Source organism: Dyella lipolytica, assembly GCF_030160075.1.
GTDB lineage: Bacteria > Pseudomonadota > Gammaproteobacteria > Xanthomonadales > Rhodanobacteraceae > Dyella_B > Dyella_B lipolytica.
The window spans coordinates 50,888-74,491 of record NZ_BSNQ01000001.1 but is presented as its reverse complement, the minus strand read 5'-3'; the positions used below and the strand labels follow the sequence as shown (position 1 = coordinate 74,491).

Genomic DNA, 23,604 nt, shown 5'->3' with positions numbered 1-23,604 from the left:
CGTGTGGTGTCAGAACGTGTCAGCAGTCTCGGGGCGTCGGTTCAACGCGTGACGGGGTTGGCGCCTTGCCCAAACAGCACGCGCCGTTCTTCCTCGGAAAGGGGTGAGTGCTTCTTCGGCGCATATACGTTGTCCACGCCTTCGTACGTGCGCACGGTGGCGGGGCGGGCGGCGATGGCATCGAACCAGCGCTTCAGGTTCGGAAAATCGTCCAGATTCTGACCATGTGCTTCGTGCGGCACGATCCACGGATAACAAGCGATGTCTGCAATCGAGAACTCGCCTGCGATAAAGGAACGATCGGCCAGTCGGCGGTCGAGCACGCCGTACAAGCGATGAGTTTCCCGCGTGTAGCGCTCGATCGCATAAGGCACTTGCTCCGGCGCATACACATTGAAGTGGCCGATTTGTCCGGCCATCGGACCAAGCCCCGACATCTGCCAGAACAGCCATTGCAGTACTTCGGTGCGACCGTGTATCTCGGTCGGGATGAAGCGACTGATCTTCTCGGCGAGATAGAGCAGAATCGCGCCCGATTCGAACAACGCCACCGGCGCACCGCCGCCCAGTGGCTGATGGTCGACTATCGCTGGAATTTTGTTGTTCGGCGAAATGGCAAGGAAGTCCGGTTGAAATTGCTCGCCTTTGCTCAAGCTCACCGGCATGAGGCGATAAGGAAGCTGCGCTTCTTCGAAAAAGAGCTTGGCCTTGAGGCCGTTCGGGGTGGCGGCGAAATACAGGTCGATCATGACGTGGCATCTCGTATTCGGTGTGTCGGGTACCAAGGTTTCATTGTCTTGGCGCTGATGACAGCCTAGGGTGTGCTCTGGTCTTGCAAAAGAACCACATTGGGGCAAATCTATAGGTCCAGTTTTCGGCAGAGCGACGCATGGATCACCCATTCGAGTTCCCGCTGGATCTGCCCGAACGCGGCTCCCGCCAACGGCTGGCGGCGCTGCATGGCCAATTGCATGCGGCCATCCTGGATGGGCGGCTCAAGGCCGGCCTGCGGCTGCCGGCAACGCGAGCATTGGCGGATGCCCTGGGCGTATCTCGTAACACCGTCGTGGCGGCCTACGATTTGTTGCTCAGCGAGGGCTACATCGAGGCCCGTCGCGGTGCCGGCAATTTCGTGGCCGATCTCGCCTCGCGGCGGCAGATCGTTCCGACGAAGACAGCGGCGGATCGTGACGAACGTCGACTGGCGCTGTACTGGCGTCAGGTCGACGCCATGCCGGAGGCGATGCAGCTCGGCGTGTTTACGTACGATTTTCGCCTTGGCATTCCCGATAGCCGTCCGTTTCCTTACGACGTGTGGCGACGCCTCTCGGCACGCGCATTGCGCAACTTCTCCAAGGCGGCTCCGCTGTACGGCCACCCGCAAGGCAGTCCTGCGCTGCGCGAAGCCATCGCCAGCCACATTTCGTTTGCACGAGCCGTGGCGTGCGAGCGGGATGACGTGATCGTCACCAATGGCGCGCAGCAGGCATTCGATTTGTTGGCGCGTGTGCTGGTAACGCCCGGTCGCACCGTGCTCGCGGTGGAGGATCCGGGATATCCGCCGTTGCAGGAAGTCTTCAGAGCCGCCGGTGCCCACGTGGTTGGTGTGCCGGTGGACGAAGAAGGGCTGGTCGTGGACAAGCTGCCCGATAACGCGAATGTCATCTACGTCACGCCATCGCATCAATTTCCGCTCGGCGTCGTGATGTCACCGCGCCGACGCATCGCATTGCTGGACTTTGCCCGATCGCGAGGCGCGGTGATCATCGAAGACGATTACGACAGCGAATTTCGTTACAGCGGCAGGCCGTTGGATGCGCTGCAGACGTTGGATCGCGATAGCACCGTTTGCTATATCGGTACGTTTTCCAAATGTCTGTTTCCGGCGTTGCGCATTGGCTATGCGGTCGTGCCCTCGTGGCTGCGCGTGGCGCTCGCGAACGCGAAGTATCAGACGGATTGGCATGGCAACGTGATGGCACAGGACGCGCTTGCGGCGTTCATCGCCGAGGGTCATCTGGTGCGCCATGTGCGCCACATGCGGAAGATCTACGCAGAGCGGCGCGATGCCTTGCTCGATGCGCTGAAGCGGCACGGCGACGGACGATGGCATGTGCACCCCTCGGACGCCGGTCTGCATCTGGCGGTGAGTCTGTCCGGTTCCGTAGATGCCGTAGAGCTGACGACTCGCGCGGCAACGGCGGGCATCCGGCTGGAAGCCTTGACCAGCTGTGCCTTGGACCCTTCTGCATCGAACGGCGTGGCGTTTGGTCTGGGCATGATCGACGTGGGACGCATCGATGAGGGCATTTATCGACTAGCCCGGCTTTTGGATCGGTAGCTCGTGGTGCGGTGGCCCCCTGCATTTACCGCAAAGTGGCCCTTATGGCAGCTGTACCGAATCGCGAGCATGTAGGAGTCACAGCCAAGGAGATTGTCGTGCGTGTCGTGGCTCTACTTACGTTGATGTTGTTGGGCGTTTTCAGTGCATCCCTGCGTGCTGAAACAGGTGATCAGCATGCGCAGGCGGCGGCGCGCGGTCTGGTCGGTACGACGGCGCCAAGATTGGTACTCAAGACGATCGATGGACAAACCATCGACCTCGCCAGCTTGTATGGCAAGAAAGCCGTGTATCTGGAATTCTGGGCGACTTGGTGCGTGCCTTGTCGCCAGCAGATGCCGCATTTGAAGCAGGTTTACGAGCAGGCAGGTCCGGATCTGGCGGTGATCGCCGTCGACGTCGGTTTCGACGACACCGTGCAAGATGTACGCAACTATCGACGCGATATGGGACTGAAGATGCCGATCGTGTTCGACGATGGTTCCATCGGCGAGGCGTTCCATTTGCGCGTCACACCGCAGCACGTCGTGATCGGGCGTGACGGACGCATTCTTTTTATCGGGCATGAGGCGAACGCGAAGCTCGAAGCCGCCTTGCTCGCGGCACGCACGTCGACGGCATCGTCGGGCACGTTGGCGGCGATGCCCAGCGAGGAACCTCACTACGACGTGGGCGATCGACTGCCCGATCTCGCCGTGCCGACGTTGAGTGGCGAAGCGTTCCATCTGCCATCCCAAACCGGCAAAAATCAACCTACCGTGCTGGTATTCCTGTCACCGTGGTGCGAGACATATCTGGCCGGCAGCCGCCCGGCGCTCGCTGCCAGCTGTCGCGCGGTGCGCGAACAGGTCGCCGCGCTGTCGCGCGATACACATGTACGTTGGCTTGGTATCGCCTCCGGTTTGTGGGCCGGCAAGGACGATCTGCTTGCGTATCAGAAGGATCATCATCTGACGATGCCGCTGGCGCTGGATGCATCCGGCACGCTCTTCCGCAGTTTCCGCGTGATGCACGTTCCGACGTTGTTGGTAGTCGATGCGCAGGGGCGAATCGTGCGTCGCATCGAGGGCGTCGATCCGCAGCTGGGCGGCGAGTTGAAGGTGTTGGCATCGCGTTGAGCGATGTCCTCAATGCTGCAATGTGTTCTTTCGGCGGAGATGTTGTCTTATGAATCGTATGGCAGCTATTGCTTTATTGTGTGCCGTCGCTGCAGTCGGCTTTTCATCCTGTCTCTTCGCTGCCGAAGAACACGCGCTGCTATCCGCGCCGCTCACGCAGGCGGTGGGAAAACAGTTGAGTGCCGTCACGGTGAGGTATGCACCGGGCCAATCCACGCCGCCGCATCGGCACGGCGGCGATATCTATGTCTACGTACTGACGGGCCATATCCGCAGTCAGCTCGCAGGCGGCCCGTTGCACGTCTACGGTCCTGGCGAAAGCTGGTTCGAGCCGGCCGGCGCACATCATGTGGTGGCCGGTAACGCTAGTACTACCGAGCCGGCAACGATGTTGGTGGTCTTTATTGCGACATCGAAGGCGGCGTTGACTACGCTCGATGCGACGGCATTTCAGCCATCGACGCTGTCGCGTACCCAGTCCAGGTAAGCGGCATGGCCGCGTTCCACGGGAATAGCGATGAGTTCCGGCAGCTCATACGGGTGCAGTGTCAGCACGCGCGCCTTCATGGCTTCGAAACGTTCGGCGGTGGTCTTGATCAGCAGTAGTTCCTCGCCTTCCGTGACGATCTTGCCCTGCCAACGATAGGTCGATTGAATGCCGGGCACGCGATTCACGCAGGCCGCCAGTGCTTCGCGCACCAATGTTTCGGCCAAACTCTGCGCGCTGGCGGCGTCGGGGCAAGTGCAGTAGCAAAGTAGGACCTGATCTGACATGAGCGCTAGGTCGAAGGGGAAGATTCTTTTTTCGACATCAGTCCATAGTTGCCGAACTTTTCCAGTACCTGCGTGACTTCGTCATCGCGCAGCATCACGGGTTTGCCGATTTGCAGCGCCAAGGTGTATTGCCTGGCCAGCGTTTCCACTTCGATGGCTCGCCACATCGCTTGTTCCATGGTGGCGCCGGTCGCGATCATGCCGTGATTGGCCAGCAGGCAGGCCAGGCGTCCTTCGAGCGCCTGCAAGACCGCATCCGACAGCGCTTGCGTGCCATAGGTGTAATAGCCTGCGCAGCGGATCGAATCACCGCCGCTGACCGCGATCATGTAGTGCGCTGCCGGGATCTCCATGCGGCACATCGCCAGCGCGGTGCTGTACGGCGGATGGGCATGAACTACGGCGTGGACGTCGGGGCGGGCGGCATAGATGTCGCGGTGAAATCGCCATTCGCTCGACGGGCGCAGCCGGTGTTCGTGGCGGCCGTCCATGTCCACGGGGACGACATCGGCCGGGGCAATCTGCTCGTAGGGCGTGCCGCTGGGTGTGATCAGGAAGCCTTTGCCATACCGGATGCTCAGGTTTCCCGAGGTGCCCTGGCTCAAGCCGGAGGGCGTCAGTTTCAATCCGTGGGCGACGATTTCCTCGCGTAGCGCCTGTTCCGTACTCACAGCCTTATCGCCTTGATGGTGGTGCAGTACGCCATCGTTATCGTTCCGGGCGCCGGTGTCGATAGGGCCGGAAGCCGGCTCTCAGGGTCGCGGGCCCCGATCTGCCGGCCGAACCCTTGAAAGCCCGCGCCGCTCCCCCATGTCAGCCTCTACGACCCGTCCGCCCCCTGTTGCAGGGGTTTTTTTGGCGGCTAAAATTGGCACTCACGTATCCCGAGTGCTAACAAGGCGCCTCCCGAGGGCCGGACCGGGGTCCCAACTTTCTTAACCTCAAGCCATAGCTGGAGTTCGTCCCATGAGCAAACTGCGTCCGCTGCACGATCGCGTCATCGTCAAGCGCCTGGAAGAGGAGCGTGTCTCCGCCGGCGGTATCGTCATTCCCGATAGCGCCACCGAGAAGCAGACCCGCGGCAAGGTCATCGCTGCCGGTGAAGGCCGCATCCTGGAAGACGGCAAGGTTCGTCCGATGTCCCTGAAGGTCGGCGAAGTCGTGCTGTTCGGCAAGTACGCCGGCCAGGAAATCAAGATCGACGGCGAAGAGCTGGTCTTCCTGAAGGAAGACGACATCGTCGCGGTGATCGAAGGCTGATCGGCCTCTCCCGCATCTCCTCGCATCCCAACTATTGAATTTCAAGGAATACGCAAATGGCAGCTAAAGAAGTCCGCTTCGGCGAAGACGCCCGCGCCCGCATTCTCAAGGGTGTGAACACCCTGGCGAACGCCGTCAAAGTCACCCTCGGCCCGAAGGGTCGTAACGTCTTGCTCCAGAAGAGCTTCGGCGCCCCGACGATCACCAAGGACGGCGTCTCCGTCGCCAAGGAAATCGAACTGGCCGATGCCTACGAGAACATGGGCGCGCAGATCGTCAAGGAAGTCGCTTCCAAGACATCCGACGTCGCCGGCGACGGCACCACCACCGCCACCGTGCTGGCGCAAGCGTTCATCCGCGAAGGTCTGAAGGCTGTTGCCGCCGGCATCAACCCGATGGATCTGAAGCGCGGTATCGACAAGGCTGTGACCGCCGCTGTCGAAGAGCTGAAGAAGCTCTCCAAGCCCACCGCTGACGACAAGGCCATCGCCCAGGTCGGCACCATCTCCGCCAACTCCGATTCCGCCATCGGCGACATCATCGCCACCGCGATGAAGAAGGTCGGCAAGGAAGGCGTGATCACGGTGGAAGAAGGTTCGGGTCTGGAGAACGAACTCGACGTCGTCGAAGGCATGCAGTTCGACCGCGGCTACCTGTCGCCGTACTTCATCAACAACCAGCAGTCGCAGCAGGTCGAGCTGGATGATCCTTACATCCTGATCCACGACAAGAAGATCTCGAACGTGCGCGAAATGCTGCCGGTGCTCGAGGCTGTCGCCAAGGCCGGCAAGCCGCTGCTGATCGTCGCCGAAGAAGTGGAAGGCGAAGCGCTGGCTACCCTCGTGGTCAACACCATCCGTGGCATCGTCAAGGTTGCCGCCGTGAAGGCGCCGGGCTTCGGCGACCGTCGCAAGGCCATCCTGGAAGACATCGCCATCCTCACCAATGGCCAGGTCATCTCCGAGGAAGTGGGTCTGCAGCTTGAGAAGGCCACGATCACCGATCTGGGCCGCGCCAAGCGCGTCGTCATCACCAAGGAAAACACCACGATCATCGACGGTGCCGGTGAAGCCGCACGCATCCAGTCGCGCATCGGCCAGATCAAGGCGCAGATCGAAGAGACCTCGTCCGACTACGATCGCGAGAAGCTGCAAGAGCGCGTGGCCAAGCTGGCCGGCGGCGTTGCGGTGATCAAGGTCGGTGCCGCCACCGAAGTCGAAATGAAGGAAAAGAAGGCCCGCGTCGAAGACGCCCTGCACGCCACGCGCGCAGCCGTTGAAGAAGGCGTGGTGCCCGGCGGTGGCGTTGCGCTGATCCGCGCGCTGAAGGCTGTCGAAGGCCTGAAGGGCGATAACCACGAGCAGGATCTGGGTATCGCCATCACCCGTCGTGCGCTGGAAGCTCCGCTGCGCGAGATCGTGTTCAACGCCGGCGCCGAGCCGTCCGTGATCGTCAACCAGGTCAAGGAAGGCAAGGGTAACTTCGGTTACAACGCCGCCACCGGCGAGTTCGGCGACATGGTCGAAATGGGCATCCTGGATCCGACCAAGGTCACCCGTTCGGCACTGCAGTACGCATCCTCCGTTGCCGGCCTGGCGATCACCACCGAAGCGATGGTGGCCGAGCTGCCGAAGAAGGAAGAGCACAACCATGGCGGCCCGGGTGGCGGCATGGGTGGCATGGGCGGTATGGACTTCTAAACGTCCATTCTGCAATACGTGCTACACGAAAACCCCGCGTAAGCGGGGTTTTCTTTTTAATCGCGAGGTGAAGCACGCGCTTCGGCGAAGAGCTGCTTGTGGCACGCGTTGCAAGGTATTTCCAGCGCAGTGGCTTATGTGAGGTGGTTCACATTCCGAGCTTTTTTTGCGAAGCGCATCACACTTTATGAGTGTGAAAGGAATCATCGTAATTTTCACAATTCATCTGCCAGCATCGACTACAGGGGGAGCCTAATGATCGAGCTGGAAGTCAAGATCCTGTCGGATCGTCGCGAGGGGTTGCTTGTCGAGTTGGGTCGCCTGGTAGTTGCCAGCGGCTTCACGTTGCAACGGCAACGCGTGTACCAGGACAGCCACGGCGCATGGCTGGTGATGATCACGCGTGGTTCGCCGGAAGCGCGACTGGCATTGGAAGAACAGCTCGCCACGCATAATCGCGTGTTGAGCTTCGAGGCGTCTCTGGTCGAGGAAGGCGGTGCGACGTTCGCTGCTGCGCCACCCGCATCGACACCACGCGCTCCATTCCCTGCGTCGTCAATATCGACTAACCATGCGGCGCCCGATGTCCGTCGGGTGGAGAGCATGTTGCCGCAGATGGCCCGCGACTACCCGAAAATTTTCCCGTGGTTGCTCGCCATGGAGCACGAGGTGGCGGCAGAGGCGCGCGAGGCCTCCCTGCTGCTGGCCGGACGCCGCACCGGGCTATGGGTCTTCAAGCGCGACTACGAGATTGGCGGCAAACTCGGCCTGCCCGACACCATCAAGCGAATCGCCTTGCCTGCGATGCGGACCTTGGTGACGGTCGATCAACGTGATCGGCAACTTTTCATCCAGAACAGCCCGCTGTGTTCACCCGGTGGGCGCTCGGGCTGCAAATTCTTCAGCGGATATCTGGAAGGCATGCTCGGCGCATCCATGGCGCCGCAGACAGTATTCGTGCGCAATCTTCATTGCCGCAGCAGCGGCGTCGGCGATTGCGCGCTCGAGATCTCGCACTAACCAAGTTGTCGGGAAACACGTTGTTTGTGCAAGCCATGGATGGTTTGCCGCGAATGGGGCATCACATGTGTTCCGGTTCGCGGCGCCGAGAAAGTGCGGGGGGCATTTTCTCGACATGCTGCCAAACGTCTGCAAGCTCATTGCAGGCTGATGCTGTATCCAGGCGCGGTGGGTATTTGCCCAACTGCAAACGTCGGCACGACTGACATTCACGCTTTCCGAGGGGGAACGCCATGCTTGCCCATCAGAGCTACAACATGCTTCTGGTTGCGCTGTCTTACGTGATCTCGGTATTAGGTTCATTCACTGCTTTGCAATTAGCGGTAGTCATTCCTCTCGCAAGAACGGCGCGCGAGCGCACCGCCGCCGTGTTTGCGGCGGGCGCTGCGATGGGTGTGGGCGCGATCTGGGCCATGCACTTCATTGCCATGCTGGCTTGCGATATGGGCATGCCAGTGAGTTATGACCCGATGCTCACCGCGCTGTCCGCGATCATCGCTTTTGGCGCTTGTTCGCTGGGCTTGGCGATTGCCAGCAGCGGTGCGTTCAGTTGGCCCAAGCTGGCGGCCGCCGGCATCTGCATGGGCTTGGGAGTGACCGGCATGCACTACCTAGGCATGGCGGCGGTCATGATGGGGGCGTACACCAGCTACGACATGAATCTGGTGGCGACCTCGCTGATCATTGCCATCGTGGCATCGATCGTTGCGTTGTGGCTCGCTTTCAACTTGCGTGGACCGTTGCAGATGATCGGCAGCGCGCTTGTCATGGGTATTGCGGTGTGTGGCATGCACTACACCGGCATGGCTGCCTTCAAAGTCGATGAAAATGGAGGGCAGATGCCGGCGGGTTTCTCCGGTGGCCTGCGTGGCGAAAATCTTGGCACGAGCATTTTCGCGGTGACGCTCGTCTTGTTGGTCGCGGTGCTGCTTATTCACTACAAGCGCCAGCAACGACGCGCCACGATCAGCATTTGATGCGTGTCATGCCGATCTACGGCTTCGCCCGTATGGGAAACCCCGCTTAAGCGGGGTTTTCTTTAATCCGACCTTTCGCGGAGCTAGGCGGACCCGAACCTGCTACTGCACGCGGATGACGCGGGTTTATCAGCGATGCATGCCCATGGCGGCACCCGCCGGCACGGCTTCGGCGTCATCGCGTTTTGCTACCGCAGTGTTGGTGGGCAGCAAGCTCGCCGGCAATAACCTGTCCAGCTTGCCCTTCATGCGCAGCACGGCCACGCTGGCCATATCGCTGTCGAACTGCTGTTGCTGCGCATCGATGGGCGGCGGTGTTGCGCCGGGCGCGCGGGTGAGTTTGGCGAGCGACGGTGCAAGCACCTGGGTCAACGCGTAATACGCATCATCGTGGATGCCCGCGCGCTCGAGCAGCAGGCCGGGCAGCATCCACGATGCCATGTCGATGCGTTGCGGGTTGCCTGGGTTGCGCGGATCGATCAGCAGCCAGGTGCCGGGTTGACCGAGCATGTTCTGGTCGTCGACGAAACCGGTCGTGCGATACGCATCGGTGAGGCCGGGCAAATGGTCGCCGTAGAACAGCAGCAACGTGGGGCGGCTGCGCTTGGCAAGCAGAGCGGCGAGCCGGCCGAGTTCTTCGTCGGCATGCTGCATGTGATAGATGTAGTTCTGTACTTCGACCTTGTCCTTGGCATCGACGGCCGACGGCACCGGAATCGCGTCACGCGCTACGGAATCTTTCGGTGGCACATCGTACGGGCCGTGCGCTTCCAAGCTGATCGCAAACAGAAATTGCGGCGCCCCGGCATCCTTCAGCTGCGACATGATCTCGTCGGTCATCGCGCTGTCGGCCATGTACTTGCCGTCCATCGCTGCATTCGCCGGGAAGCCCGATTGCGAAACGAAGCGATCGAAGCCCAGCGCCGTGAACGCGGTATTGCGGTTCCAAAACGTCGGATCGTTGCCGTGGATCGCCACCGTTTCATAGCCATGGGCACGCAGGGTGCGCACCATGCTCGGTACCACTTTGTCGTTCAACTGCAGATAGGGAAACTGCATATTGTTGAAGTAACGCAGCGACAAGCCGGTGAGCACTTCGAACTCGGTGCGAATAGTACCGCCGCCGTAAGTTGGCACATGTAGCGGACCGCTCATGCCACCCGCAGCGAGGCGTGCCAGGTTGGGCGTGAGATGAGCATTCTCGTAACCGCGCACGATGCTGGGGTCGAAGAACGATTCGCTCTGCACGACGACGATGTCGGGAAGCGCCGTGCCCTGATCGACGGGTGCATACATGCGTGCGCGCACCGCGTTGCCGGTCGTCTGCAGAAGTTTGCCCACCGCAGCCGGGTCGGCCTTCTGCTGAGTGCGACGATCTTGCAGATGGAACATCACCAGCGAGCTGACCAGGCCGGAATGACTGGTGGTCGCGGCGGCCGACCATGGCTCAAGCCACAGCTTGTGCCCGTTATAGACATTGCGCCAACCGGGCACACCGATCAGCAGCGTCGCCAGCGTGGCGGCGAGCACACTGCCGGAGACTAGGCGCTTGCCGCCTGTGCGGCTAGCGAAAAGCGGCGGCTCGTAGCGCCACATCGCAGCGATCAGTGCAGCGCCGGCAAGCATCGCGAGATACGGCCATGGGCTATGCGGCAGGTAGCTTCCCAATACGTGCATGCCGCCCTTGCGCAACTGGCCCACCATGCGGAAATCCGCCGGCAATAGCGGCGTACCAAGGTTGGCCACCTTCAGTGCATTGACGCCGTACATCATGGCCTGCACCAGGTACGCCAAGCCGAACGAAAGAAACGTGCGACGCGTTAGCGCCAATATCAGCAGGGCTAACATCACGCCGGGCATGGCGTTGGCCAGCGGGAACGTGGGCTGTGCAAGGAGCTGTGACGCCGCTACTCCATCGTTGCCGTCCAGCAAGCCAGTCAGCAGAACGAACGCGACCGCCATCGCCAAAACCAGGGCGATCCGCTCCGCAGCGCTGCGTCGTAAAAATAGGCTTGTGTAAACGGGGGGCATGCAGTCCGGCGCCTGTCTTGGCAGGGGATGCGGACTGTAACGCGACTGACATTAATCCGTTGTCCGACATCCCGTTCGCGTTAAGGCGGGTTCAGGCCATGCTTCGCCTAACTCCCGGACATTTAACGGAAAAACGGGCGGATGCGCGCGGCTTCTGGCCCGTTCTGCCGAGCATGGCGTCAATGCCGTCAATGCTGTGTATGACTGAACCGTAATAAACGGAGGTACGGTTTCAAGGTGCGCCAGCCCTCCGGGAACAACTGTTTGGCGTCTTCGTTGGAGACCGACGGTGCGATGATCACCTCGTCGCCCGGCCGCCAGTCGACCGGTGTGGTTAGCTTGCGGCCATCGGTCAGCTGCAGCGAGTCGAGCACGCGCAGAATCTCGTCCAGGTTGCGGCCGGCGCTCGGCGGATAGGTGAGGGTAAGGCGTACTTTCTTCTGCGGATCGACGATGAACACCGAGCGCACCGTGACCTTGGGATCGGCCTTCGGGTGGAACATGCCGTAGAGCTTGGCCACCGCCAGCTCCGGATCGGCGAGGATCGGATAGTTCACCGCCGTGCCGCCGACGTCTTCGACATCCTTGATCCATGCCTGGTGCTCACTGACCGGATCGACCGACAGACCGAGCAGTCGCGTCTTGCGTTGGTCGAACTCCGCCTTGCGACGAGCGAACGCGCCCAACTCGGTAGTGCAGACCGGCGTGAAATCCTTGGGATGCGAGAAGAACACCAGCCAGTGATCGCCAATGTAATCGTGCAGCTGGATCGGGCCTTGGGTGGAATCGAGAGTGAAGTCGGGGGCGATTTCGCCCAATTGCAAGCTCATGGTGGTCTCCGTCAACGGGTGGAGCGGGTCATGCCGCGTCGGCCAGGGCGTTTGCTGTGACCGGGTGGCGTGTAGGGAGGTCGAGCAGTTCGCCATACCAATGCGAGGCGGCAGCCGATGCGGCCACTTCGCCCAGAATGAGTAGCGCTGGAGCACGAATCGCATGTTGTGCGGCGAGGGCCGGCAGATCGCCAAGCGTGCCGGTAAGCGTGCGCTGACTGGGTAGCGAACCGTTCTCGATCAATGCAAAAGGTGTGTCGGCCGCGCGTCCGTGTGCCAGCAGCTGCCGGGTCAGTTCGTCGAGTTTGCTCACGCCCATATAGACGGCCAAAGTTTGCCGCTCGCGTGCCAGCTCGGCCCAGTCCAGCGTGTTGAACGAATGCTGGCAGTGTGCAGTGACCAGCCGCACCGACTGTGCATGATCGCGATGCGTCAGCGGCACGCCGCTGTACGCGGCACAGGCGAGAGCAGCGGTAATGCCAGGCACGACTTCGTAGGCGATGCCGTGCGCGCGTAGATACTCGAGTTCCTCGCCGCCGCGACCGAACACGAACGGATCGCCGCCTTTGAGGCGCACCACGCATCGTCCGGCTTGCGCATGTTCGAGCAGCAAGAGATGGATCGTATCCTGCGCCGTGTGAATACCACCGCCACGCTTGCCTACGGCGATCTGCACAGCATCGCGGCGTGCAAGGTCGAGCACCTGTGGACTGATTAGTTCGTCGTGCAAGATCACATCGGCTTCGTTGAGCGCGCGCAAAGCGCGCAGCGTCAGCAAGCCTGGATCGCCAGGACCGGCGCCGACCAGCACCACTGAGCCCTGCGACGTCGGTTCGCTGTTCTCCGACAGCGCAGCGATCAATTGCTTTTCCGCGCGCAATGGATGCGACGCACGAAGTAGTGCAGTCACCGGGCCGTCATGCAGCCAGTCATAGAAGCGGCGACGTGAACCGAGATCCGCATAACGGGCACGGATGCGAGCCCGGTAACGCTGTGCCAATTGCAGCAAGGGCGCCAGCGCGGGATCGATGAGACTCTCGATCCGTTCACGTAGGCGACGCGCCAGCACAGGCGCCGCACCGCTGCTGGAAATTGCGACCAGCAAGGGCGAGCGGTCGATGACTGCGGGAACCTGAAAGCTCGAAAGCGCGGGGTCGTCTACGACATTCACCAGGCGCTGCCGAACATGGCCATCCGCGGCGATGCGGGCATTCAGCGGGCGCGAACGGGTCGCGGCAATCACCAGCCAGACACCATCGAGCCAGCTGGATTGATACGCACCGGCGCGATAAGCGACGCGGCCTCGCCGCGCGATCTCGCGCAGCTCCGGCCCCAGCATCGGCGCACCCACCGTTACCTTGGCGCCGGCCCGCAACAACATCGCGACTTTCCGGGCTGCGACGTCGCCGCCGCCCACCACCAGCACGGGGCGGTCGGTCAGATCGGCGAAAAGCGGGTACAGCTGCATGATGTCGGATCCGCGCTACGGAAGTGGTCAATCACGCTAACGCCGGCTGGCATAGCGCGGAAATGGCTGCTTGGACCGACGATATGCCTGGATGGCATAGCCATGACATCAGAAATTCAGAGACTGATAGATGTATAGACGTCCAAATAACGCTGTGTTAATGTCGATCGACATCCGGTATAGGGCCGGAGTGGAGACCGTGATGAAACGCCATCCAGGGTGGTCCGTGAGCTGTATGTGCTGTGCCATGCGCAACGCACAGCCCTGCACGCGATCCATCCTGGAGCCGATCTCATGACCCTCACGCAGCTTCGCTACATCGTCGCCATCGCCGACGCCGGCCTCAACATCACCTTGGCCGCCGACAACGTGCACGCCACCCAGTCCGGTATCAGCAAGCAGCTCAAGCAGCTGGAGGGCGAGTTGGGGTTCCAGGTGTTCACCCGTCGCGGCAAGAGCCTGGACGCCGTCACGCCAGCCGGCGGACAGGTGCTGGAGCGGGCACGAAGCATCCTGCACGAGGCGCGCAACATCCGTGCCCTGGCCGCCAACCTGCGTGAAGAAGCACACGGCGAACTGTCGCTGGCCACCACGCATACCCAGGCGCGCTTCGTGCTGCCGGAAGCGATCGCGCGGTTGAAGCAGCAATACCCGGATCTCGGTGTGCACATTCGTCCGCAGGGCGAGGGGCGCATCATCAGCCTGTTCGAGAGTGGCGAAGTGGACCTGGTTATCGTCAGCACCAGCGGTCAGCCGCCGGAGGGTGGCATCGCGGTGCCACTGTTCCGCTGGTTCCGTCGCGCGGTCGTGCCGCATGGCCATCCGCTGGCGAAGCTCGGCCGCCCCCTGCGTATCCATGATCTGGCCGACTATCCCTTGGTCAGCTACGAGTCTTCGCTGCAGCCTGAGTCGTCATTGCGTCGTGCCTTCGCCACAGCCGAACTCACGCCGCGCATCGCCTGCACCTCCGCCGATGCGGATCTGATCAAGACCTATGTGCTGGCCGGTCTTGGTGTGGGCATCCTGGCCGAGATGGCTATCGGTGCGACCGATTCGCGCGAGCTGGTCACCCTCGATATCGACGATTTGCTGCCTGTGTGCACCAGCTGGCTGGTGCTGCGCCGCGATCACGTATTGCGCAGTTACGTGGCGCAATTCGCGCGGCTGGTGGCGCCGCAGATCGATGAGGCGGAACTACGTCGCGTCGTTGCAGGACATGCCGAGGCACATTGGCCTGCGCCGCCGTTGTGGAGCGAGTTGCAGCAGCGCGGGCTTCGCCGCGCGGCCACGCGCGCAGCGTAGCTGTCCGAAATCTTTAAGTTGTCCTTGCAGTTGCGCAGTAAAACCCTTCTCCCTCCGGGAGAAGGTGCCGACAGGCGGATGAGGGTTCGGACGGAGCGGCTTATTGGATTTTTACGCAAGTCCCGCACCCTCACCCCAACCCCTCTTCCTCGCTCCTCAAAGCGGGGCCATCCATGGCCCCTCCCCGCGTCCGAAGGGAGAGGGGCTGAAGAAGTGTCAGGCCAAACCCTCGTTGCGAAGCCACGCGAACACACGATCCGCCGCCTCACTCACCGTGACTTGGCTCGTATCGACACGCAATTCGGGAGATGCGGGTATTTCGTATGGATCGTCGATGCCGGTAAAGCCTTTGATCTTGCCCGCGCGTGCCGCGGCATAAAGCCCTTTGCGGTCGCGCGACTCACACACTTCCAGTGGCGTGGAAACATGGATCTCTACAAAGCGCCCATGCGCCTGCACCAGCTGGCGCGCTTCGGCGCGCGCACCTGCGTAGGGCGCGATCGGCGCGCAGATTGCAATGCCGCCATGACGGATGACTTCACTGGCGACATAACCAATGCGCGTGATGTTGGCGTCGCGATCCTCGCGTGAAAAACCCAGTCCTTTGGATAGATGCCGCCTGACTTCATCGCCATCCAGTACTGTCACTGGCCGGCTGCCCGTTTCCAGCAGTCGCGCCAGCACGGCTTGCGCAAGCGTGGATTTGCCCGACCCAGAGAGGCCAGTGAAAAACAGCGCATAACCTTGCGGCGCGTTTGCCGGGTGCCGTTCGCGCAGAATCTTTACCACTTCGGGAAAGGTGAACCATTCCGGGATCGCTTCACCGTTGTGCAGTCGACGCCTCAGCTCGGTACCGGAGATATCGCGCACTTCGTCCTGCGCAGCCACTTCGGTCTGCGGCAAATAGGTATCGCGATTCGCCGCGTAGACCATGGCGGGAAATGGCACGATCTGAATGCCCAATTCTTGTTCGTGCTCGGCCAACAGATGCTGCGCGGCATACGGGTCGTAGAAGGGCTTGCCCTCCGCGTCCTTGCCGGGACCGGCATGATCGCGGCCGACAATGAAATGACTGGCACCATAGTTCTTGCGGATGATCGCGTGCCAGAGCGCTTCGCGCGGACCGCCCATGCGCATCGCCAGCGGCAACAGCGAAAGCGTGGCGTGATCCGGCGGGTAATGTGCAAGCAACTCGCGGTAGCAGCGCACGCGCGTATAGTGATCGACGTCGCCAGGCTTGGTGCGTCCGACCGAGGGTTGGATCAGCAACTTCGCGCCGACCTTTTCGGCGGCTCGCAAGGTCAGTTCGCGGTGTGCACGATGCATCGGATTGCGGGTCTGGAACGCCACGATGCGATGCCACCCGTGCTGGCGAAACCATTCGCGCAAGTGACGCGGACTATGGCGTAGAGCGGTGAAGTCATAGTGCGACGGTTGCTGGATACCCTGCAGGCGCCCGCCGAGATACACCGGTCCGGTGCGGTCCAGCAGTTCAGCGACGCCGGGATGGGTGCGGTCGGTCGTGCCGAACACCGATCGCGCTTCCGCAATGCGGTCGGGAAAATAGACGTCCTCCACCGTGAGCACCGCCAACGGTGTGCCCTGAATGTCGTTGAGGCTGATCTGCGCGCCGTCGGCAAGGCTTGCCGCGAAAGCTTCATCCACGTCCAGCGTGATCGGTATCGGCCACAAAGTACCGTCGGCGAGCCGCATCTCCGACACGACACGATCGTAATCGGTACGGCCTAGGAAACCTTGTAAAGGGGAGAAACCGCCGTTGAGCAGCAGTTCCAGATCGCATAGCTGGCGTTGATTGAGTGTCCACTGCGGAAGCGAGGCACTACGGCGCTTGAGCGCCTCGGCTTCCGCGGATGGCAGGTAAAGTTCGCGCAGCACGCCGCCATGGGGCGGCACCAGTGCATCGAGTTCGGCCGAGGCGATCTCGGCGGCAACGGCTTTCATGGTTTTTCCTTATCGGGGCTTTCTTATTTGGATGTTGTCAACGGCGGGTGTTCAGACGTCCAAGTGCAATCCGCATTCGCGCTTGATGCCGAAAAAGCGGGTGTCCTCTTCGCGCATGCCGGGTTCCCAGCGGCGCGTGGTATGCGTGTCGCCGATCGAGACATAGCCCTGTTCCCATAGCGGGTGGTAAGGCAGGTCGTGGCGGCGCAGATAAAGACCGACGTCGCGATCGGTCCAGTCGATGATGGGGTGCACTTTCCAGCGCCCATGACGATGGTCCATCACCGGTGTCGCTGCGCGACTGAGCGATTGCTGACGGCGCAACCCCGCGAACCACGTGCCCGCACCGAGATCGGCCAGCGCATGCTGCATGGGTTCCACCTTGGCGATCCGGTTGTAGTGATCGAGTCCTTCGCGACCCTGCTTCCACAATTCGCCGTGACGCGCTTCCAGCCAAGCCGGCGACAACGTCGGGCGAACGATATGCAGGTTGAGCGAGAGGCGCGCGGTCAGTTCGTCGATAAATCGATACGTCTCCGCAAACAGATAGCCGGTGTCCACCACCACCACGGGAATCGCCGGAACCCGCTGCGTCAGCAAGTGCAGGGATACCGCCGACTGCGCACCGAAGCTGGAGGACAGCACATAAGTGCCGGGAAGGTGCGTTAGCACCCAATCAACGCGCTCTTCGGCACTGAGTGCGAGCAGCCATGCATCGAGCTTGGCGAGAGCGAGCCGATCATGGGCTGCCGTTTCGGGCGTCGGCAGGTTCACGCGAAAACCTCCACGTCGATGGCATGGCGCGCCGTCGGCAAGACACCGCTGCGTACGAGAAAATCGCCGAAGCGTTCCTGCTCGGTGCGCTCCGCCGCATAGCGGTCGAATAGCGCATCCAACTCACGCAAAATTTCCGTCTCGTCGATGTTTTCCCGCAGCGAGCGGTTAAGCCGTTGCCCGGCGAAGTCAGCGCCTACCCGTAGGTCGTAGCGCCCGATAGCGCGGCCGACTAGGGCAATCTCACCGAGATACGGACGCGAGCATCCGTTGGGGCATCCGGACAGACGCAGCACGATGGGTTCGTCGCGCAATCCGTGACGATCGAGCAAGGCTTCCAACTTCGGCAATAGTTGCGGCAGGTAGCGTTCGCTTTCCGCCATCGCCAGCCCACAGGTGGGCAAGGCAACGCAGGCGATCGCATGCTTGCGGATGCCGCTGAGCCGGCGGTAACCATCGAGCTTGTATTCGGCCACCAACGCATCGATACGCGAGCGCTGTGCGGCTGGAACGTTGGCGATGATCAGGTTCTGGTTGCACGTCAGGCGAAAATCGCCCTGATGCTCTTCGGCGATCGCACGCAGGCCGCTCAGATGCGGCTGCTCCGGCAAGTCGGCGAGGCGCCCCGATTCGATCTGCAAGGTGAGGTGCCAGCGTCCATCATCACCCTCCGTCCAGCCGTAGCGGTCGCCGTTGTGATCGAAGCGATAAGCTCGCGATGGCTGTAGCACGAAGCCGATGCGACGCTCCAGCTCGGCCTTGAACGCCTGCAAGCCCATGCGATCGATGGTGTATTTCAATCGCGCATGCTTGCGCTCCTTGCGGTCGCCGTGATCGCGCTGTACTTCGATCACGCCTTCGGCGGTGCGCAGCAGTTGTTCGGGAACCACAAAGCCGATCACGCTGCCCAGTCGGGGATAGGTGCTTGGGTCGCCGTGACTCGCACCCATGCCGCCGCCGATAGCCACGTTAAAGCCGAGCAGTTCGCCATGTTCGATGATCGCAATCAGGCCGAGGTCATGCGCGAACACGTCCACATCGTTGGTCGGAGGAACGGCTACACCGATCTTGAATTTGCGCGGCAGATACGTGGGGCCATAGAGCGGCTCGCTCTCTTCCTCGCCGCCGGCCACGCGTTTTTCGTCAAGCCAGATCTCGTGGTACGCACGTGTCTTAGGCTTGAGATGCTCAGAAAGGCGTTCCGCCCAGCGGAAAGCCAGACGGTGCGCCGGCGTGGCAACCGGGTTGGCGCTGGCGACGACGTTACGATTCACATCGCCGCACGCCGCGATAGTGCTGACCAACGCGTCATTCATCGCGGCGATCGAGCGTTTCAGATCGCGCTTGAACACGCCGTGCAATTGAAACGTCTGCCGCGTGGTGATGCGCAGCGTGCCATTGGCCCAAGTGCGTGCGATATGGTCGAACGACAACCACTGGGAGGGACTCAGCACGCCACCGGCCAGGCGCGCGCGCACCATGAACTGATAGGCTGGTTCCAGTTTTTGCTTGCGACGCTCATCGCGCAGATCGCGATCGTCCTGCTGGTAGCTGCCGTGAAACTTCAGCAGCTTGTTGTCGTCATCGCTGATCGCCCCGGTGACGGGGTCGGCCAGGGTCTCGGCCAGCGTGCCGCGCAGAAAACGGCTGTTCGCCTTGATGCGCTCGAGTTCGGAAACGGTGGTGTCGCTCATCGCAGGTCTCAATACACGTCGCGGGCGTAGCGGCCCTGCTGGATCAACTGGTTCAACCAGGCCTCGGCATCTTCTGTTGTGCGATTGCCGTGTTCGGTGACGATCGCGATCAACGTTTTGTGCACATCTCTTGCCATGCGACTGGCGTCGCCGCAGACGTAAAGGTGTGCACCGCCTTCGAGCCAGTCGTAGACGCGCCTGCCTTGTTCGCGCAGACGATGCTGCACATAGATTTTGTCGGCTTGATCGCGCGAAAACGCGAGATCGAGACGGTGCAGTTGACCGCTCTTCAAAGCCTGCTGCCATTCGGCCTGGTACAGGAAGTCGGAATAGAAATGCGGATTGCCGAATAAGAGCCAATTGCGCCCGCTTGCACCGCGCTCTGCGCGTTCCTGCACAAAAGCGCGAAACGGTGCTACACCGGTACCTGGACCGATCATGATGATGTCGCGGTCGTTGTCGCTGGGCAGATGGAAGCGTTCGTTGGCTTCGATGAAAACGGATGCCGATTCACCTTCTGCACGCGCGGCAAGATAGCGACTGGCGGCGCCCCAGCGTGCTTCGCCGTCGAGCGAATAATCGACGTGGCTGACGGTGAGATGCACTTCCTCGCCGACTACGGATTGACTGGATGCAATCGAGTACAGGCGCGGTGCCAGCGGGCGCAAGGCGGCAACCAGGGAATCCGCGGTCCATGAAGCAGGGTGCCGTTGCAGGAGATCCAGCACCTGCCAGCGTGAAAACAGATGGGAAAGCGCGTCGCGTGAAGCGGGCGACAATAGTTCGCGCAAATGATCGTCGCCGCTGCGCTCGGCATGTGCTGCGAAGAATGGACGCGTTAGCTGCGTCAATTCGCGACGTTCGGATAGCCACATGCGTAGCGAGTGTTCTTCGCCATTCGCTTGCACTGGCGCATCGCCCTCGAGCTGCAGCGCTTTCAGCACTGCATCCACCAACGGGGGCGACTGCGTCGGCCAGATGCCGAGCGCATCGCCTGGCGCATAACGCAGGCCCGAACCTTCCAGGGACAGCTCCAGATGGCGTACGTCACGATCGCTGCCGCGACCGGTGATGCGCTGGTTGAGCAGCAGCGGCGCCGCAAACGGTTGCTCGCGATGCCAGATCGGACTGCTGCGTGCGGTGCGCAACGGTGTCACCTTCGCCGAAGGAGCCGATGTTTTCAGCTGTTCGCGCGCCTGTTGCAACGCGTGCTCCAGCCACGGTTGCGCCACCGTTTCGAGATCGACGTCCGCCTCGCCCGTCGCGAACAGGCGATGTGCACCGAGCGACGTCAGGCGTTCGTCGAGTTGGCGGCCGATGGCGCAGAACTGGGGATAGCTGGAATCGCCCAGGCCTAGCACGGCGTAACGCAGATCTTCCAGTTTTGGTGCGCGAGCACTGCCGAGGAATTCGACCAAGGCGCGAGCATCATCCGGGGGCTCCGCGTCACCCTGGGTGCTGATGACCACATACAGGAGGCGCTCTTGCTTCAGCTCGCGCACCGGATAGGCATCCGCACGCACGACGCGTACGGCAAGACCGGCTGCGGTGACGCGACGCCCAAGATCTTCGGCCAGGCGCTTGGCATTGCCGGTCTGGCTTCCGTAGACCACGGTGAGCCGCGCTTGGACTTCCGCCGCGGGCGCAATGGGCTCGACGGCCGCGCCTTTCACGCTTGTCTGGCGTTGGGCTGCCATGCCGGCGACATATCCGGAAAGCCAATGCAGGGCATCCACGTCCAACCCTTCGACCAGTCGTGCGACCAGGGGTTGCTTGTCTTCAGGCAGGGGCGATAGGGTGGCGGCCGTCATGGTTCTTCATCCTGGACGTATAGACGTCCATCTATTCGGAGATGTTAGAACTTCGTTTTTTTGCGAAGAAATGATGGCGCGGCATATCCCCATGCCATTCCCTCCTTTCCCCTGATCAAAAGCGACCGGGCAGCATGGATTCAGGAGCGTTATCCCCCACAGGCGTTCCACAGGGACTCTCCAATCAGCCAACGGGCACCGCGTCGCGCGGCGCCGGAGGAATCTATGCCGCGAAGATCGAAACCCGTGAAAACCCTGTCGGCGCTGGCCGCTTCCATCGCCCTTGCCACGCTCGTACCTGCCACCGCCAAGGCCGGCGACTACGATTGGCTCAATAACTGGCCGACCCACACGCAGCTCAGCGATGGCACCGACATCGGCCTGGTGTTGCGCTATCAGTACGACGTGAACGATTTTTCGCACGACGACGGGAAATTCACCGACGCGCATACCAATCGCCGCAAATACCTCGGTTTTTACGTTAAAAGGCCAGGTGTCTACGACGCCACGCTGTACTACGACTTTCAGTCCAAACAATGGCAGGACGCCTTTCTTCGCTTGCAGTCCAAAGCCGTGTTCGGCGATGACTACGGGGCGATCCGCTTTGGACAAAGCAAGACGCCGGTGAGCTTCGAGGGCGTTACCACGTCTACGCAGACCACGTTTATCGAGCTGGCCTTGCCCTCGCAGGCTGTGTACGAAAACCGTCGCATCGGCGTCGACTGGGCGATCCAGCGAACGCATTGGCTGGCTAGCCTCGGCTACTACGGGCAGAACATGCAGGGTAAATTTCCCGGACACACGTTGGCGGCACGCGCGGCGTGGGTGCCGATCCATCAATCGGACAACGTGCTGCATCTAGGCGTGGCGGCTTCGCAGGAGCGCCCGGAAGGCTTGGTGAATGCACTCGGTGTCGAACAGCCAGCGACGGCAAGTTTCAAGACGCCGCCGGAAGCCGGTCTCACCACGGTGACCCTGGTCAGTTCCGGCACGCTCACCGGTGTGGACCATATCAATCGACTCGGGCTGGAAGGCGTATGGATCGATGGCCCATGGTCGGTGCAGAGCGAATACCTGCAAGCGCAGACCACGTTCGCCAGCGCCAAGCCGAACTACGACCTCAACGGTTACTACGCCTTCGGAAGCTGGGTTGTCACCGGCGAGTCGCGCCAGTATCACGACGGCAATGTGAGCAATGTCATTCCCTCGCATCCCTGGGGTGCCGTGGAGCTTGCCCTCCGCTACAGCGAGCTGGATCTCAACGACGGAAAGGTGCTGGGCGGCAAGGAGCACGATTGGACGGCGGGTGCGAACTGGTACCTCGGAACCCATCTAAGGTTGCAGGCGAACTACATCCACGCTTTCAGCGACCGGCGCGGGCTGGTCATCAACCCGCATGTCTTCGAGCTGCGCGCCGAGATTTTCATATAGCCCGCATCGGGCATATGCATAGAACGATCCGCGCTTACGGGCGTATAGCCATCCAAATCTATAGTTGACGATGGGCGTTTTCGACTCGCCCAAAGGAGATTGTTCCGCATGAAACGGTCATTGCTCGTGTTTGCCGCTGTCATTACGCTGGGTGTTGGCCATGCCGCGGCCACCGATGCGCAGCTGCTGAACGTCTCCTACGACCCCACGCGTGAATACTTCCAGGAAGTGGATGCCACCTTCAAAGCGCAGTGGGCCAAGCAGACCGGCCAGAATCTAACGGTCACCACGTCCAACGGCGGCTCCGGCAAGCAGGCGCGGGCTGTGCTCGATGGCTTGCAGGCCGATGTGGTCACGCTGGCGTTGGCGTACGACATTGACGTGCTAGCCGATAAGGGCCTGTTGGCGAAGAACTGGCAATCGCGATTGCCGGATAACAGTTCGCCGTATACCTCCACCGTCGTGTTCCTGGTGCGCAAAGGCAACCCGAAAAAGATTCACGACTGGCCGGATCTGATCCGCTCCGACGTGCAGGTGATCACGCCCAATCCGAAAACCTCCGGCGGCGCACGCTGGAACTTCCTCGCGGCCTGGGGTTGGGCCGTGCGTCAGCCGGGTAGCAACGCGGACAAGGCGCGCGCATATGTCACGGCTTTGTACAAGAACGTGCCGGTGTTGGATACGGGGTCGCGCGGCGCAACCAACACCTTCGTCCAGCGCAGCATCGGCGATGTGCTCATTGCCTGGGAAAGCGAGGCGCTGCTGACGCAGCAGGAGTTCGGCAAGGACAACTACCAGATCGTCGTACCGTCAACGACGATTCTAGCCGAGCCACCCGTGGCGGTGGTCGACTCGGTGGTGGCCGCGCACGGCACTCAGAAAGAAGCACAAGCTTATCTGCAGTTTTTATACAGCCCGGAAGGGCAGGCCATCGCTGCGAAACATTTCTTCCGGCCGCGCTTGGCGTCGGTGGCAGCGAGCTATGCCACGCAGTTCCCCGCTGTGAAAACGTTCACGATCGCCGAGCAGTTCGGCGACTGGCGCAAGGTGCAGGCAACTTATTTTGCCGATGGCGGTGTGTTCGATCAGATGACCGAAGGGGAGCATTGAA

Annotated in this window: 20 protein-coding genes; 10 read left to right on the top strand and 10 right to left on the bottom strand. The window is 61.6% G+C overall.

What is annotated here, in order from left to right:
- Positions 1-41: 41 nt before the first annotated feature.
- Positions 42-749 carry a glutathione binding-like protein gene (locus QQL64_RS00330; protein ID WP_284394940.1) on the bottom strand — a complete coding sequence of 236 codons (708 nt, stop codon included), beginning with the start codon at positions 747-749 and terminating at the stop codon, positions 42-44.
- 140 nt (positions 750-889) lie between these two features.
- On the opposite strand from QQL64_RS00330, the gene pdxR reads away from it, so the two are divergent.
- From pdxR to QQL64_RS00315, 3 genes are read left to right on the top strand one after another with little or no spacing between them, the layout of a single operon-like run.
- Positions 890-2,341 (top strand): MocR-like pyridoxine biosynthesis transcription factor PdxR, encoded by a 1,452-nt coding sequence (pdxR, locus tag QQL64_RS00325; RefSeq protein WP_284394938.1) that lies wholly within the window; start codon positions 890-892, stop codon positions 2,339-2,341.
- Between the two features lie 44 nt (positions 2,342-2,385).
- Entirely contained in the window at positions 2,386-3,459 is a 1,074-nt protein-coding gene (locus tag QQL64_RS00320) for a TlpA family protein disulfide reductase (protein ID WP_284394936.1), read from the top strand.
- Between the two features lie 49 nt (positions 3,460-3,508).
- Positions 3,509-3,946 carry a cupin domain-containing protein gene (locus QQL64_RS00315; RefSeq protein ID WP_284394935.1) on the top strand — a complete coding sequence of 146 codons (438 nt, stop codon included), beginning with the start codon at positions 3,509-3,511 and terminating at the stop codon, positions 3,944-3,946.
- Here QQL64_RS00315 and cutA read toward each other — a convergent pair.
- Positions 3,910-4,233 (bottom strand): divalent-cation tolerance protein CutA, encoded by a 324-nt coding sequence (gene cutA, locus QQL64_RS00310; protein WP_284394932.1) that lies wholly within the window; start codon positions 4,231-4,233, stop codon positions 3,910-3,912. The two genes, QQL64_RS00315 and cutA, sit on opposite strands and share 37 nt — an antisense overlap.
- Positions 4,234-4,238: 5 nt before the next feature.
- On the bottom strand, positions 4,239-4,904 hold the full coding sequence (locus QQL64_RS00305) for a class II aldolase/adducin family protein (protein WP_284394927.1): 666 nt from the start codon (positions 4,902-4,904) through the stop codon (positions 4,239-4,241).
- A gap of 295 nt (positions 4,905-5,199) precedes the next feature.
- Here QQL64_RS00305 and QQL64_RS00300 point away from each other — a divergent pair, with 295 nt between their 5' ends.
- The 4 genes from QQL64_RS00300 (at position 5,200) to QQL64_RS00285 (ending at position 9,190) form a co-directional block, all read left to right on the top strand.
- Positions 5,200-5,493, top strand: coding sequence for a co-chaperone GroES (locus QQL64_RS00300; protein WP_284394926.1), 294 nt, complete (start codon positions 5,200-5,202; stop codon positions 5,491-5,493).
- A 56-nt stretch (positions 5,494-5,549) separates the two neighbouring features.
- Positions 5,550-7,193, top strand: coding sequence for a chaperonin GroEL (groL, locus tag QQL64_RS00295; RefSeq protein WP_284394924.1), 1,644 nt, complete (start codon positions 5,550-5,552; stop codon positions 7,191-7,193).
- A 255-nt stretch (positions 7,194-7,448) separates the two neighbouring features.
- On the top strand, positions 7,449-8,213 hold the full coding sequence (locus QQL64_RS00290; RefSeq protein WP_284394923.1) for a hypothetical protein: 765 nt from the start codon (positions 7,449-7,451) through the stop codon (positions 8,211-8,213).
- A 233-nt stretch (positions 8,214-8,446) separates the two neighbouring features.
- Positions 8,447-9,190, top strand: coding sequence for an MHYT domain-containing protein (locus QQL64_RS00285; RefSeq protein WP_284394922.1), 744 nt, complete (start codon positions 8,447-8,449; stop codon positions 9,188-9,190).
- Positions 9,191-9,319: 129 nt separating this feature from the next.
- Here the strand turns inward: QQL64_RS00285 and QQL64_RS00280 are convergent, their stop codons facing one another.
- The 3 genes from QQL64_RS00280 to cysG form a co-directional block, all read right to left on the bottom strand.
- Positions 9,320-11,152: an LTA synthase family protein gene (locus QQL64_RS00280; protein ID WP_284394921.1), complete on the bottom strand. Its 1,833-nt coding sequence runs from the start codon at positions 11,150-11,152 to the stop codon at positions 9,320-9,322.
- 257 nt (positions 11,153-11,409) lie between these two features.
- The gene (locus tag QQL64_RS00275; RefSeq protein WP_284394920.1) at positions 11,410-12,051 is read right to left on the bottom strand and encodes a peroxiredoxin; all 642 of its coding nucleotides are present in this window, start codon (positions 12,049-12,051) and stop codon (positions 11,410-11,412) included.
- A 28-nt stretch (positions 12,052-12,079) separates the two neighbouring features.
- Positions 12,080-13,519, bottom strand: coding sequence for a siroheme synthase CysG (cysG, locus tag QQL64_RS00270; RefSeq protein ID WP_284394919.1), 1,440 nt, complete (start codon positions 13,517-13,519; stop codon positions 12,080-12,082).
- Positions 13,520-13,813: 294 nt separating this feature from the next.
- Between cysG and QQL64_RS00265 the strand changes: the two genes are divergently transcribed.
- Positions 13,814-14,821, top strand: a complete 1,008-nt coding sequence (locus QQL64_RS00265) for a LysR substrate-binding domain-containing protein (RefSeq protein ID WP_284394918.1) — start codon at positions 13,814-13,816, stop codon at positions 14,819-14,821.
- Between the two features lie 216 nt (positions 14,822-15,037).
- On the opposite strand, the gene QQL64_RS00260 is transcribed toward QQL64_RS00265, so the two are convergent.
- The 4 genes from QQL64_RS00260 to QQL64_RS00245 are packed head-to-tail and all read right to left on the bottom strand — an operon-like array spanning position 15,038 to position 21,062.
- On the bottom strand, positions 15,038-16,783 hold the full coding sequence (locus QQL64_RS00260) for a bifunctional sulfate adenylyltransferase/adenylylsulfate kinase (protein WP_284394916.1): 1,746 nt from the start codon (positions 16,781-16,783) through the stop codon (positions 15,038-15,040).
- 51 nt (positions 16,784-16,834) lie between these two features.
- A complete protein-coding gene (locus tag QQL64_RS00255) occupies positions 16,835-17,557 on the bottom strand; it encodes a phosphoadenylyl-sulfate reductase (protein ID WP_284394914.1) in 723 nt (240 codons plus the stop codon).
- Positions 17,554-19,251 carry an assimilatory sulfite reductase (NADPH) hemoprotein subunit gene (cysI, locus tag QQL64_RS00250; RefSeq protein ID WP_284394912.1) on the bottom strand — a complete coding sequence of 566 codons (1,698 nt, stop codon included), beginning with the start codon at positions 19,249-19,251 and terminating at the stop codon, positions 17,554-17,556. Before cysI ends, QQL64_RS00255 begins: the two co-directional genes overlap by 4 nt.
- 8 nt (positions 19,252-19,259) lie before the next feature.
- Positions 19,260-21,062, bottom strand: coding sequence for an assimilatory sulfite reductase (NADPH) flavoprotein subunit (locus QQL64_RS00245; protein ID WP_284394911.1), 1,803 nt, complete (start codon positions 21,060-21,062; stop codon positions 19,260-19,262).
- 225 nt (positions 21,063-21,287) lie between these two features.
- On the opposite strand from QQL64_RS00245, the gene QQL64_RS00240 reads away from it, so the two are divergent.
- The gene (locus QQL64_RS00240) at positions 21,288-22,493 is read left to right on the top strand and encodes an OprO/OprP family phosphate-selective porin (protein ID WP_284394910.1); all 1,206 of its coding nucleotides are present in this window, start codon (positions 21,288-21,290) and stop codon (positions 22,491-22,493) included.
- 108 nt (positions 22,494-22,601) lie between these two features.
- Complete coding sequence (locus QQL64_RS00235; RefSeq protein ID WP_284394908.1) at positions 22,602-23,603, top strand: sulfate ABC transporter substrate-binding protein; 1,002 nt, start codon at positions 22,602-22,604, stop codon at positions 23,601-23,603.
- The last annotated feature ends 1 nt before the right edge of the window (position 23,604 follow it).

What these genes read in the sequence shown, in the direction of transcription:
- QQL64_RS00330 (WP_284394940.1), bottom strand. Translation starts at nt 749, where the DNA reads ATGATCGACCTGTATTTCGCCGCCACCCCGAACGGCCTCAAGGCCAAG.
- pdxR (WP_284394938.1), top strand. Translation starts at nt 890, where the DNA reads ATGGATCACCCATTCGAGTTCCCGCTGGATCTGCCCGAACGCGGCTCC.
- QQL64_RS00320 (WP_284394936.1), top strand. Translation starts at nt 2,386, where the DNA reads ATGGCAGCTGTACCGAATCGCGAGCATGTAGGAGTCACAGCCAAGGAG.
- QQL64_RS00315 (WP_284394935.1), top strand. Translation starts at nt 3,509, where the DNA reads ATGAATCGTATGGCAGCTATTGCTTTATTGTGTGCCGTCGCTGCAGTC.
- cutA (WP_284394932.1), bottom strand. Translation starts at nt 4,233, where the DNA reads ATGTCAGATCAGGTCCTACTTTGCTACTGCACTTGCCCCGACGCCGCC.
- QQL64_RS00300 (WP_284394926.1), top strand. Translation starts at nt 5,200, where the DNA reads ATGAGCAAACTGCGTCCGCTGCACGATCGCGTCATCGTCAAGCGCCTG.
- groL (WP_284394924.1), top strand. Translation starts at nt 5,550, where the DNA reads ATGGCAGCTAAAGAAGTCCGCTTCGGCGAAGACGCCCGCGCCCGCATT.
- QQL64_RS00290 (WP_284394923.1), top strand. Translation starts at nt 7,449, where the DNA reads ATGATCGAGCTGGAAGTCAAGATCCTGTCGGATCGTCGCGAGGGGTTG.
- QQL64_RS00285 (WP_284394922.1), top strand. Translation starts at nt 8,447, where the DNA reads ATGCTTGCCCATCAGAGCTACAACATGCTTCTGGTTGCGCTGTCTTAC.
- QQL64_RS00280 (WP_284394921.1), bottom strand. Translation starts at nt 11,152, where the DNA reads ATGGCGGTCGCGTTCGTTCTGCTGACTGGCTTGCTGGACGGCAACGAT.
- QQL64_RS00275 (WP_284394920.1), bottom strand. Translation starts at nt 12,051, where the DNA reads ATGAGCTTGCAATTGGGCGAAATCGCCCCCGACTTCACTCTCGATTCC.
- cysG (WP_284394919.1), bottom strand. Translation starts at nt 13,519, where the DNA reads ATGCAGCTGTACCCGCTTTTCGCCGATCTGACCGACCGCCCCGTGCTG.
- QQL64_RS00265 (WP_284394918.1), top strand. Translation starts at nt 13,814, where the DNA reads ATGACCCTCACGCAGCTTCGCTACATCGTCGCCATCGCCGACGCCGGC.
- QQL64_RS00260 (WP_284394916.1), bottom strand. Translation starts at nt 16,783, where the DNA reads ATGAAAGCCGTTGCCGCCGAGATCGCCTCGGCCGAACTCGATGCACTG.
- cysI (WP_284394912.1), bottom strand. Translation starts at nt 19,251, where the DNA reads ATGAGCGACACCACCGTTTCCGAACTCGAGCGCATCAAGGCGAACAGC.
- QQL64_RS00245 (WP_284394911.1), bottom strand. Translation starts at nt 21,062, where the DNA reads ATGACGGCCGCCACCCTATCGCCCCTGCCTGAAGACAAGCAACCCCTG.
- QQL64_RS00240 (WP_284394910.1), top strand. Translation starts at nt 21,288, where the DNA reads ATGCCGCGAAGATCGAAACCCGTGAAAACCCTGTCGGCGCTGGCCGCT.
- QQL64_RS00235 (WP_284394908.1), top strand. Translation starts at nt 22,602, where the DNA reads ATGAAACGGTCATTGCTCGTGTTTGCCGCTGTCATTACGCTGGGTGTT.